Raw genomic sequence first — 11,709 nt, forward strand, 5'->3', positions numbered from 1 at the left:
CGCTCCCGGGGTTCCCGCATCGTGCAGGAACCGGCCGAAAGGCCGAGGCGATGGAACGCACTACGCTGATAGGCATGGCCGATCAGAGTTATCAACCCACACTGTCGCAGCTGCGTGCATTCGTCGCAGTCGCGGAGTATCGCCATTTCGGCACGGCGGCAGCACGATTGAGTGTGAGCCAACCCACTCTGTCGCAGTCGCTGGCCGCCCTGGAGAACGGGCTCGGTGTGCAGCTCATCGAGCGCAGCACCCGGCGCGTCCTCGTCACCGCGGCGGGGGAGCGGCTCCTCGGTCAGGCCAAGGTCATCCTCGAGGCCGCGGACGGTTTCGTCGCGACGGCCGCGGGTGTCGGCGACCGGTTGGCCGGCCCCTTGCGGATCGGACTCATTCCCACCGTCGCCCCCTACGTGCTGCCCGCCCTGCTGCCGGCGCTGCGCGAGGAGATGCCCGCACTGGAACCGCAGGTCGTCGAGGACCAGACGGCGCGACTTCTCGAGGCGCTGCGCGTCGGCTCGCTCGACGTCGCGGTGCTGGCCCTGCCGAGCGGTGTCAGCGGGTTCGTCGACATCCCCCTGTACACGGAAGATTTCGTGATGGTCGTCCCGAAGGGGCACCCGCTGGCCGGCCGCACCGACATCTCGCCGCCGATGCTGGACGAGTTGCCCCTCCTGCTGCTCGACGAGGGGCACTGCCTGCGCGACCAGACCCTCGACCTGTGCCGCTCGGTGGACGCGCATCCGGTGGCGGGCGACACCCGCGCCACGTCGCTGTCGACGGTGGTGCAGTGCGTCGCCGGTGGACTCGGCGTGACCCTGGTGCCGGAATCCGCCGTCGCGGTGGAGACCGGACGGGGTCCGCTCGCGACCGCCCGCTTCGCCGCCCCTGCACCCGGTCGCACGATCGGCCTCGTGTTCCGGTCGTCGAGTGCGCGCGCGGACGACTACGGGCAACTCGCCCGCCTGTTCACGAAGACGTTGCCGGTGGGTGCGCCCGTCTGAGTGCCGGGGGTCAGGACCGCCGCCGCGGTTTGCCCTTCGTGCCACCCCCCTTCTTGCCACTCTTGGGTTTGCCGCCCTTGGCTCCGGTGCCGGGGCGGGGCGTCCTCGCCGCCGCGGCGGGGCGCTTCTTCTTCGGCTCGGCCGCCGCCGGGGCGCGCCCGCGGGAGCTGTTGACGGTGCGACCCCGCACGATGCCGATGAACTCCTCCACCAGTTCGGTGGTCTCGTCCTCGGGCCACGACAGGGCGATCCGCGACTCCGGGCCGTCCGACAGCGTCCGGTAGACGAGGTCCTTGCGATGGTGGAGCCGGGCGAGCGACTGCGGGACGACGAGCAGCCCGACGCCTGCGGCGACCAGTTCGATCGCGTCGGCCGTCGTGGCCGGACGGTCCGCGGCGGGCAATCCCGGCACCCGGTCCCACACGAGGACGTCGTCGAGGGGGTGCTGGATGATCTCGTCGGCCAGGTCCGCGATCGACACCTCGTCCACCGCCGCCACGACGTGGTCCTTCGGTGCCACGACCACCGGGATCTCGGTGTATAGGGGGATGGCACTGAGACCGGTCCGGTCGATCGGCAGCCGCACCAGGCCCACGTCCGCACTCCGGCCGCGCAAATGATCGGGCGCGTCCGCGGCCGTCACCGGGACGAGGGTGAGCGGGACGTCGGGCAGCCGTTCGGTCCAGATGCGCACCCACTTGGTGGGGGTCACGCCCGGGACATACGCGAGCCGGAACGATGGGGATGCATCCGCGTCTGTCACTCCGTCAGGCTACCGGCCTTGGTCAACGGCACCGCACACGCTCGTTACTCTTGACACCATGACGTCGCACAAGAGCCCTCAGACTATGAAGCCCGCCACCGCGGCGAAGAAGCTGGGTGTGTACCTCGAGGCCACCCCCGCGGAGTTCCAGGAGGGTGTAGTCTCCCGCGACGAGCTCGGCGCACTGCAGAGCGATCCGCCGGCGTGGCTGCTCGAGCTGCGCCGCAACGGCCCGCACCCGCGTCCCGTGGTCGCGGCGAAGCTGGGGGTGTCCATCGCGGGCCTCGCGCGCGGCGGTATCACCGAGGCACTCACCACCGAGCAGATCGACGCACTCATGGCGGACCGCCCCGAATGGCTGCAGCAGGAGCGCGCCACCCAGGCCGAGGTCCGCAAGGAGACCGTGCGCATCAAGGAGAAGAACGCGGCGCGGCGTGATCAGCCCCGCCGGCCGCGTTCCTGACCGCTAACCCTCGACGATGCTGAGCTCGTCGAAGATCACTTCACCGGCCGCGTCGGACTCGGGCAGGTCCACGACCGCCGTCAACGCCCACCCGTGATCACGCTGCGGGTCCTCGAGGACCTGCCGGACCCGCCACAGCTCGGGCGCGGTCTCCACCTGGAACAGCTGGGGGCCGCGCGCCGAGGGGCCGGTGCCGAGGGAGTCGTATTCGTCGAAGTACGGCTGGAGCTGGTCCTCCCACTCGTCGGCGTCGATGCCGTCGTCGAGTCCCTCCAGTTCGGCCCACCGCCGCCGCGACGCGAGTTCGATGCGCCGGAACATGGCGTTGCGCACCATCACCCGGAACGCCCGGGTGTTGGCCGAGATCGGGCGCGGCACGTCGGCGCCGAACGCGACCTGCTGGTCGTCGCCCTCGGCGCCGGGGTCGGTGAGTTGCTCCCACTCGTCGAGCAGGCTCGAATCGACCTGGCGGATCAGCTCGCCCAGCCACTCGATGAGGTCGTCGAGTTCCTCCGTCCGGGCCTCGGTCGGAACCGTCTGGCGCAGTGCGCGATACGCGTCCGCGAGATACCGGAGCACGAGCCCTTCCGAGCGGGCCAGACCGTAGTGGCTGACCATTTCGGCGAACGTCATGGCCCGCTCGACCATGTCCCGCACCACCGACTTGGGCGACAGCGCGAACTCCGTGATCCACGGATGCCCACCCCGGTACATCTCGAACGCCGGGAACAACAGCTCCGCGAGAGGCTTGGGCCAGGTGACCTCCTCGAGCAGTTCCATGCGTTCCTCGTACTCGATCCCGTCGGCCTTCATCTGCGCGACCGCCTCACCGCGGGCGAAGTGCTGCTGCGCCATGAGGACTTGCCGCGGGTCGTCGAGGGTCGACTCGATCACCGACACCACATCCAGTGCATAGGAATCGGATTCGACGTCGAGGAGTTCGAGGGCGGCCAGGGCGAACGGGGACAGCGGCTGGTTGAGCGCGAAGTCCCGCTGGAGTTCCATCGTGAGCCGGGCCATGCGGCCGTCGGCGTCGGGTTCGTCGAGTCGCTGCACGACGCCGGCGTCGATCAGCCCGCGGTACAACGACAGCGCCTTGAGGATGTGCTTGCGCTGCGCCGGCCGGGACTCGTGATTGTCCTCCAGGAGGTGCCGCATCGACTCGAAGCAGTTGCCCGGTCGTGCGATCACGTTGAGCAGCATGGAGTTCGACACGGAGAACCGCGAGACGAGCGGTTCCGGCGACGCGGCGACGAGGCGATCGAACGTGGCCTCGCCCCACGAGACGAATCCGTCCGGCGCCTTCTTGCGCTGTACCTTGCGGCGTTTCTTCGGGTCGTCGCCCGCCTTGGCCAGCGCCCGCAGGTTCTCGACCTCGTGTTCGGGGGCCTGCACGACCACCGTGCCCAGGGTGTCGTAGCCGGCGCGTCCCGCGCGTCCCGCGATCTGGTGGAACTCGCGGGCCCGCAGGTGCCGCGTGCGGGTGCCGTCGAACTTGGTCAGCCCGGTCAGCAGCACGGTGCGGATGGGGACGTTGATCCCCACGCCGAGAGTGTCGGTTCCGCAGATGACCTTCAGCAGGCCGTCCTGCGCCAGTTTCTCGATGAGGCGCCGGTACTTCGGCAGCATGCCCGCGTGGTGGACGCCGATACCGTGCCGGACGAGACGCGAGAGCGTCTTGCCGAAGCCTGTGGTGAACCGGAAACCGCCGAGGGCGTCGGCGATGGCGTCCTTCTCCTCGCGCGAGCAGAAGTTGACACTGGTCAGGGCCTGGGCGCGTTCCAGGGCGGCGGCCTGGGTGAAGTGCACGACGTACACCGGGGCCTGATTGGTGGTCACCAGTTCCTCGATCGTCTCGCTCACGGGCGTCGTCGCGTACGAGAACATCAGCGGAACGGGACGCTCGGTGCCCGCCACGACGGTCGTGGGCCGCCCGGTCCGGCGGGTGAGGTCGGACGAGAAGAAGTCGACCTCCCCGAGGGTGGCCGACATGAGGAGGAACTGGGCGTGGGGGAGTTCGACGAGGGGGACCTGCCACGCCCAGCCGCGGTCGGGTTCGGAGTAGAAGTGGAACTCGTCCATCACGACCTGGCCGATGTCGGAGTCGGGGCCCTCGCGCAGCGCGAGGTTCGCGACGATCTCGGCGGTCGCGCAGATGATCGGAGCCCGCGAATTGACGGCGGCGTCACCGGTCATCATGCCGACGTTCTCCGCGCCGAACACCTCGCACAGGGCGAAGAACTTCTCGCTGACAAGGGCTTTGATCGGGGCCGTGTAGAACGTGCGCCTGCCGGTGGCCATGGCGTAGAAGTGGGCGCCGACCGCCACCATCGACTTGCCGGATCCGGTGGGCGTCGCCAGGATCACGTTGGCCCCGGACACCAGCTCCATGACGGATTCTTCCTGGGCGGGATAGAGCGTCAGTCCTCGTTCTTCGGTCCAGGAGGTGAAGGCGTCGAAAACGGAATCGGAATCCGCGTTCTCGGGGAGCAGGTCGGAGAGAAGCACTGCTACAGGCTAGCCGGACGGCCGCGCGCCGCTGCCGGGCCTATGTCGCGCTGCGTTCGTCCGATCCCATCGCGTCGAGAACCGCCATGCGGGTGGACGCGCTGCCGGTGATGGTGCTCTCACCGACGCCGGTGACGAGCATCTGCCGCCACTTCGCTTCGTCGAACTGCAGGGGATGGGTTCCGGACAGGAACTTCTCGATGGTGCGCAGGAACCGCATCGGGTCGTCGCGGAACGGGAAATGCCCTGCGCCGCGGAAGATCTCGAGGTGAGATCCGGGCATCGCCGCGTGCGCGAGGTGGGCGTGGCTCACCGGAATGACGGCATCCTGGTCGCCCCAGATGAGCTGCACCGGGAGGTTCTCGGTCAGATAACATCGGTCCAGCATCGTGACGACCTGCCCGCGCCAGTCGACGACCGCGCGGAGGGTGCGCAGGTACGCCTCGTAGGCCGTGGGGTCGTACAGCTCCGCGAGTACCCGCACCAGGTCGGGAGTGTCGTGGAGCATCGCGCCGGGGCGCAGCCGGGTGCCGTTCAGCTGACTCAGCACGTTCCCCACCAGGCGCACGGTGGGCATCGCGCCGGGAATGCGCAGCAGTTTCAATGCCTCGTTGACCACCGGGACGGACGCGAGCCGCAGCAGCGGGTGGACGTCCTTGGTGACGCCGCCGGCCGACACCAGGACGAGGCGGTCGACCATCTGCGGGAACTGGTAGGAGAACTGCATGGCGACGCCGCCGCCGAGTGAGTGACCGACGACGGTGACCTTGTCGATGCCCAGGGTGGACAGCAGGTCGCGCATGCCGTTGGCGTACGCGGCGACCGAGTAGTCGGCCCGCGGCTTGTCGGAGCGTCCGTGACCCAGCAGGTCGGGGGCGATGACGGTGTAGTTCTTGGCGAGATGCGGGATGATCTCGGTCCACGTGGACGAGTTGTCGCCGATGCCGTGGATCAGCAGCAGCGCGGGACCCTCGCCCGCCATGCGGAACGCCCGGCGGTAGCCGTGGATCGTGCGGAACATCATGCGGGTTTCGGCGTTCGGAACAGGCCTGAGCTTACGAATGCGGTTGTCGCTCATGTCGCCTCCTGAACTAGATGCTTTGCCCGAATGTTGACAGCTCAATCATCCGCTTGGTCTCGACGCTATTGCACCGGTCCCGGCCGAACAACTGGACCGTGCGGTCGCACAGTGCCGGGAGGGCGACCGCACAACCGCTACCCGGTCAGGCCTCGCCCTGTGATCCCCCCTCCTCGTCGGAGTTGCCGCTCTCACCGTCCTGCATCGCCTGTTCGGCCAGGAAACGCTCGAATTCCGCGCCGAGTTCGTCGCCGCTCGGCAGGTCTTCCTCGCTGGCCAGGAGCGTGGACTGCTGTTCTTGAGCCGTTACGTAGGCATCGTACTGACGTTCCAGGGCGTGGACGACGGTTTGTACCTCCTCGTTACCCGCGATGTGCTCGTCGACCTGTTCGCGGACGCGGGCGGCGGCCTCGCCGAGCGCGGCCAGCGGCAGATCCAGGTCGGTGACGTCACTCACATTCTCGAGGAGGGTTTCCGCCGCCCCCGGATAGTCCGTCTGAGCCAGGTAGTGGGGAACGTGCACCGAGAATCCCACCGACTCGTGGCCGTGCTGCGCCATCCGCAACTCGATCAGCGAGGACGCGCTGCCCGGCACCTGCAGTTCACCCGACCAGCGCTGATGGTCCTTGATCAGGTCCTTGTTCGTGGAATGCGCGGTCACACCGAGCGGGCGGGTGTGCGGGATGGCCATCGGGATGGCGTTGATGCCCACGGTGCGGCGCACGCCGAGCTGCTCGGCCAGCAGGCGTACCGCCGTCGTGAACCGCTCCCAGCGCAGGTCGGGCTCCATGCCTGCCAGCAGCAGGAACGGAGTACCCGCCGTGTCCTTCAGCGCATACAGGTTCAGCTCGGGCTGGTCGTAGTCCGAGAAGTGATCGGCCTTGAACGTCATCGTGGGCCGACGGGAGCGGTAGTCCACGAGCTCGTCGACCGCGAAGGAGGCGACCAGCTCGCTCTCGAGGCTCTCACGGAGGTGCGTCGTGGCGAGTTTGACGGCGTGGCCTGCGTCGGAGAAGCCCTCGAGTCCATGGATCAGCACAGGTCCCTGCCCGTCCGCGGAGGACAGTTGCGGTGCCGGGAACTCCAACTCGTACATCTTCGACTGTTCGTCCATTACAGACCTCTTCTCCTTCGTGCCTGGCCTCCAGTGTCCCCTATCGTCTCCGGCATCGATACGTCGGACTTTGCTCTCGGAGGCCCTGCTCTGGGGCAACACGCCACGCGCAACCGATAATTCCCGCCGGACGGCCTCCGGTGTTCGCCCACAGCGAGATCCCGCGCGCAGTCTGTGGCAATGTGAGGAACAGCACGATCCGAGACGGACGACCCTGGAGGTGCGCGATGTCGACCCGGATTCGAGTGACACGGCGATCGGAGGCCGGGTCGTGAGCGTGCGCATCGACCGGGTGGTCACCTCCGGCACCTTCAGCCTCGACGGCGGCACCTGGGACGTCGACAACAACGTGTGGATCGTCGGTGACGACGCCGAAGTCGTGGTGATCGACGCAGCTCACACCGCGGCCCCGATCGTCGAGGCCGTCGGCGGCAGGCGGGTCCGGGCGATCGTCTGCACACACGGTCACAACGACCACGTCACCGTGGCCCCCGAACTGTCCGCGGCACTGGACGCCCCGCTCTTCCTCCACGCGGCCGACGACGTGTTGTGGCAGCAGACGCACCCCGCCGTCGCCTACACGCCGATCGAGGACGGGCAGGAGATCGCGGTGGCCGGGACCGGCCTCCGCGTACTCCACACCCCGGGGCATTCCCCTGGTTCCTGCTGCCTGTATCTGCCGGAGGCGGGGGAGTTGTTCAGCGGCGACACCCTGTTCTCGGGCGGCCCGGGAGCCACCGGGCGCTCCTACTCGGACTTCCCGACCATCATCGGGTCCATTCGCGACCGCCTGTTCGCGCTGCCGGCGTCGACGACGGTCCGCACCGGGCACGGCGACGGAACCACCATCGGCACCGAAGCTCCGCATCTGGAGGAGTGGATCGCCCGCGGCAGCTGAGCCGCAGCCTCCCCGCCGTCGGTGCGACGGCGTGGCAGAGTGGCGGACAGGGCACATCCGACACGGGAGGACGACGGTGAGATCTCGGCGCACAGTGGTACGGACGGCCGTCGCCCCGGTGGTCGCGCTGGCCGCGGCGGCGATTGTCGCCGGGTGCACCTCGACGGTCTCCGGTGTCGCGCAGCCGAGCACCACCATCCCGGCGGGATCGCCTTCGGCAAAGGGGCTGTCGACGCTGCTGGTCGATCCCGCCGACTTCCCGGCCCGGTACGAGGCGATCGTGCTGCCCGCGCAGGCCGTGTCGATGGCGGCGCCCGACCTGACGGGGGTTCCGCAGGGTGCGGTGGTCGACCCTGCGGACTGTGCGCCTCCTGCACAGGACTACGGACCGACGGGCACCGTCATGGCGGTCGGCACCGACAACGCGAGCCGTTCGACGATCTCGGTCGAACTCACCAGGACCGACACACCCCTCGGCGACCTGGCGGAACAGACGAAGCGGTGCGGCGAGGTCACCGTGACGGACAGCGGGGCCGAGTCCACCGTCACCACCGAGACGACGCCCGCTCCTCCTGTCCGGGCAGACGACACCCTCGCGCTCCGGCGGACCGTGCGGTCCGGCGCCGGCAGCGACAAGGTCACCCAGTCGATGGTGACGCTGATCGCGCAGGTGGGCGATGTGCGGGTGTCCGCGACCTTCATGTCGTTCGGTGACGCGAAGGCCGACACCGTCGCGCTCGACGAAGTGTTCACCGCCGCCGTGCAGAAGGTGCAGAACAGCTGAGCAGGCTTTAGCACAGGGCTCCGACAACTTCTCGGCCGAACGGCGCGTCCGCCCGGCGTGGCGGCCGGGTTGTCCACAGCCCGTCGCCCATCCACAGGCCTCTCTGTTTCCCCAGTTCGCCCGCCGACCCCCGCGACGTCGACCCGACAGAGTCTGGGACATGACGACACCCGCATTCCCGCACGGTTCCGGCTTCTCCGACGATCCCGGCGGGGAACCGCCCCCGCAGCAGTACTCGGTCACGCTGTCCGCTCCGGGCGACCTCCTCGCCTCCGTTCCCGCACTGCTCGGATTCCGGCCTGCCCGGTCGATCGTGGCGGTGTGCCTGAACGGGAAGCGCAACCCGTCGGTCGGCGCCGTCATGAGACACGACCTGGTCCTCGGAGGTGCCGGAGATCCGACCCCGACGATGTACGCGGCGCTGGGCCAGTTCGCCACCGTGTGCGAGCGCGACCGCGCCGGCGGCGTCATCCTGGTTCTCGTCGACGACCGCTTCACCGGCCCGTCCGCGCTCTGCCTCGACGAATTGTCCGCGATCGTCGAAGAATTCGAGGAGCTCCTCGACTTCACTCCGACCGACCTTCTCGACGTCTTCGTCACGGCGGAGATCGCCTCGGGCGGCGCATGGTTCAGCCTCTTCGGGGGCAATTACGGCGTCCAGTCCGATCCGGCGTCGTCCCGCGTCGCGCTCGCGCGGGTCCTCGAGGGCAAGCCCATCCGCGCCTCGCGCGAGGAGATGGAGGCCACGATCGAGGTGGGGCCGGTGCTCGAACGGATGCAGATCGCCGCTCTCATCGAACGTGGCCGCCCGTCGTCGCTTCTGCGAAGGGAATTGGCCGAGCGGTCGTCCATGCCGGATCGCTGCCACCGGCTCGAGCTCGAACTGGTGCTGACACACGTGGCGCGGGTGTCGTCCGGTGAGAGGCTCCTCGCGCCGGAGTACGCGGAACTCGCGCTCGCGCTGGACAATGTGACCGTCCGGGACAGCGTGCTCGCGCTCGCTGTCGGTCCGTACGCGGAGGATGCCGAGCAATTGTGGATCCTTCTGGCCCGCAACCTACCCGACCCGGAACGCGCGAACCCGGCGGCGCTGCTCGGCTACAGCGCCTACCTGCGGGGGGACGGGCCGTTCGCCGGCATCGCGCTGGCCGCCGCACTGGACGCGGAGCCGGGGCACGTGCTGGCCACCCTGCTGGACGGCGCACTGCACAGCGGAATGCGGCCGGCGGAGGTGCGGGGACTGGCCGGCGTCGGTTACGAACGCGCGAGCGCGGTCGGTGTCGCGCTGCCCCCGCCCCTCGCCGGCTGAGCCGGCGTCAGCGACGTGCCGCGTGCGACCGGTCGCCCAGCTCCTGCAGGTAGGTCCAGGCGTCGGCGACGATCTCGTCGAGGTCCGTGTGTTCCGGCCGCCACCCGAGTTCCGCGATCGCACGGTCGCTCGACGCGACGAGCACGGCGGGATCGCCTGCCCGGCGAGGTGCGTCCTCGACCGCGATGGGGAGCCCGGTGACCCGTGCGCACGCCGAGATGACTTCGCGCACACTGAAACCCGCGCCGCTACCGAGATTGTAGATGCGGTGCCTGCCCTCGATCGACGATTCCAGGGCCAGCACGTGCGCCTCGGCGAGGTCGAGCACGTGGATGTAGTCGCGGATCGCCGTTCCGTCCGGGGTCGGCCAGTCGGTTCCGAAGATCGAGATCTTCTCCCGCTGGCCGAGCGCCACCTGGAGCACGAGAGGAATCAAATGTGTTTCGACGACCCGGTTCTCGCCCGCCGACTTGTACGCTCCCGCGACGTTGAAATACCGCAGGCTGGTCGCCGCGAGCGAGTGCGCCACCGAGTAGGAGGTGATGGCATGGTCGATCGCGAGTTTCGTCGCCCCGTACGGATTGGTGGGACGCGTCGGATCGGCCTCCGTGATCGGCGAGTGCTCGGGTTCGCCGTACGTCGCAGCCGTCGACGAGAACACGAGTTTCTGCGTCCCCGAATGCCGCATGGCCTCCAGGAGTTCGAGTGTGGTGACGACGTTGCCGCGCCAGTACTTCTCCGGGTACTGGACCGACTCGCCGACGAGCGACTGCGCCGCGAAGTGCAGGACCCCGTCGAATCGGGGGGTGCCGCTCGTGCCGAGCACGTCCGCGGCCACCTCCCCGACGTCGCCGTCGATGAACTCGGCCCCGAGCGGCACCGCGTCGGCGTTACCCGTCGACAGGTCGTCGATGACAACGACCTCATGTCCTCGTTCGAGCAGGACCGTGCTGCAGACGCTGCCGACATAGCCGGCGCCGCCGGTGACCAGAAGTTTCATCGACTATCCCTGAACCTGCTTCACCTGGACGGCGTGCGCCATCTCCTCGGACAGATCGAACCCGCTGTGGCCGGGCACCGTGATCGTGACCGACCCGGGCTTCGTCTCGACGGTGACGCGTGCGTCCGGAACGACGCCCGCCTCACGCAACTGTCCGATGACGTCCGGATCCGACTGGACGTGCTCGGCGAGACGGCGGACGACGACCGCGGTCGGTTTGCCCGGCGGCACGTCCGTGAGGCGGATGAGCGTCTCCGGTGGGTCGACCGGGCGGTCCAGCCCGAGCAGTGCGAGTCCCGGAATCGGGTTGCCGTACGGCGAGGTGGTGGGATTGTTGAGCACCTCCACCAGGCGCCGCTCCACTTCCTCGCTCATGACGTGCTCCCACCGGCACGCCTCCGCGTGAACCTCTTCCCACCGGAGACCGATGACGTCCACGAGGAGTCGTTCGGCCAGGCGGTGCTTCCGCATCACGGAGACCGCGAGTTCGCGGCCCTTCTCCGTCAATTCCAGGTGGCGGTCACCGGCGACCAGGAGAAGCCCGTCGCGTTCCATCCGGGCGACGGTCTGGCTGACCGTCGGACCGCTCTGCTCGAGTCGTTCGGCAATACGTGCTCGAAGTGGGACGACGCCCTCTTCTTCCAAGTCGTAGATCGTCCGGAGGTACATCTCCGTGGTGTCGACCAGATCCTTCACACTCACACCCCTTCGTCTCGGTTGATTCTACCGGTGATTGCCCGGCACCGGCGCCGTCCGTCCCCGCCGCGCGTCGGTGCCGGTCCGGCGGGGTCTGC

At 68.8% G+C, this 11,709-nt stretch carries 11 protein-coding genes; 5 read left to right on the forward strand and 6 right to left on the reverse strand.

What is annotated here, in order from left to right:
* The first annotated feature begins 74 nt into the window (after positions 1–74).
* Positions 75–998, forward strand: a complete 924-nt coding sequence (locus tag ROP_RS33690) for a hydrogen peroxide-inducible genes activator (protein ID WP_015890467.1) — start codon at positions 75–77, stop codon at positions 996–998.
* A 10-nt stretch (positions 999–1,008) separates the two neighbouring features.
* On the opposite strand, the gene ROP_RS33695 is transcribed toward ROP_RS33690, so the two are convergent.
* Positions 1,009–1,761 (reverse strand): LysR family substrate-binding domain-containing protein, encoded by a 753-nt coding sequence (locus tag ROP_RS33695; protein ID WP_015890468.1) that lies wholly within the window; start codon positions 1,759–1,761, stop codon positions 1,009–1,011.
* A 58-nt stretch (positions 1,762–1,819) separates the two neighbouring features.
* On the opposite strand from ROP_RS33695, the gene ROP_RS33700 reads away from it, so the two are divergent.
* Positions 1,820–2,224, forward strand: coding sequence for a DUF5997 family protein (locus ROP_RS33700; protein ID WP_015890469.1), 405 nt, complete (start codon positions 1,820–1,822; stop codon positions 2,222–2,224).
* A gap of 3 nt (positions 2,225–2,227) precedes the next feature.
* Here ROP_RS33700 and ROP_RS33705 read toward each other — a convergent pair whose 3' ends face one another.
* The 3 genes from ROP_RS33705 to ROP_RS33715 all read right to left on the reverse strand — a co-directional run bounded on the left by ROP_RS33705 (position 2,228) and on the right by ROP_RS33715 (position 6,924).
* Positions 2,228–4,732 (reverse strand): DEAD/DEAH box helicase, encoded by a 2,505-nt coding sequence (locus ROP_RS33705; protein WP_015890470.1) that lies wholly within the window; start codon positions 4,730–4,732, stop codon positions 2,228–2,230.
* A 40-nt stretch (positions 4,733–4,772) separates the two neighbouring features.
* On the reverse strand, positions 4,773–5,810 hold the full coding sequence (locus ROP_RS33710; protein WP_015890471.1) for an alpha/beta fold hydrolase: 1,038 nt from the start codon (positions 5,808–5,810) through the stop codon (positions 4,773–4,775).
* A gap of 145 nt (positions 5,811–5,955) precedes the next feature.
* Positions 5,956–6,924: a proteasome assembly chaperone family protein gene (locus ROP_RS33715; protein WP_015890472.1), complete on the reverse strand. Its 969-nt coding sequence runs from the start codon at positions 6,922–6,924 to the stop codon at positions 5,956–5,958.
* 271 nt (positions 6,925–7,195) lie between these two features.
* On the opposite strand from ROP_RS33715, the gene ROP_RS33720 reads away from it, so the two are divergent.
* The 3 genes from ROP_RS33720 to ROP_RS33730 all read left to right on the forward strand — a co-directional run bounded on the left by ROP_RS33720 (position 7,196) and on the right by ROP_RS33730 (position 9,915).
* On the forward strand, positions 7,196–7,822 hold the full coding sequence (locus tag ROP_RS33720) for an MBL fold metallo-hydrolase (RefSeq protein WP_015890473.1): 627 nt from the start codon (positions 7,196–7,198) through the stop codon (positions 7,820–7,822).
* 118 nt (positions 7,823–7,940) lie between these two features.
* Positions 7,941–8,606: a DUF5642 family protein gene (locus ROP_RS33725; RefSeq protein ID WP_043825906.1), complete on the forward strand. Its 666-nt coding sequence runs from the start codon at positions 7,941–7,943 to the stop codon at positions 8,604–8,606.
* A gap of 160 nt (positions 8,607–8,766) precedes the next feature.
* Positions 8,767–9,915: a DUF4192 domain-containing protein gene (locus tag ROP_RS33730; protein WP_015890475.1), complete on the forward strand. Its 1,149-nt coding sequence runs from the start codon at positions 8,767–8,769 to the stop codon at positions 9,913–9,915.
* A 7-nt stretch (positions 9,916–9,922) separates the two neighbouring features.
* Here ROP_RS33730 and galE read toward each other — a convergent pair whose 3' ends face one another.
* Positions 9,923–10,915 (reverse strand): UDP-glucose 4-epimerase GalE, encoded by a 993-nt coding sequence (gene galE / locus ROP_RS33735; RefSeq protein WP_015890476.1) that lies wholly within the window; start codon positions 10,913–10,915, stop codon positions 9,923–9,925.
* Positions 10,916–10,918: 3 nt separating this feature from the next.
* Positions 10,919–11,611 carry a metal-dependent transcriptional regulator gene (locus ROP_RS33740; RefSeq protein ID WP_015890477.1) on the reverse strand — a complete coding sequence of 231 codons (693 nt, stop codon included), beginning with the start codon at positions 11,609–11,611 and terminating at the stop codon, positions 10,919–10,921.
* Positions 11,612–11,709 lie beyond the last annotated feature (98 nt).

The organism is Rhodococcus opacus B4 (assembly GCF_000010805.1).
GTDB classification, from domain to species: domain Bacteria; phylum Actinomycetota; class Actinomycetes; order Mycobacteriales; family Mycobacteriaceae; genus Rhodococcus_F; species Rhodococcus_F opacus_C.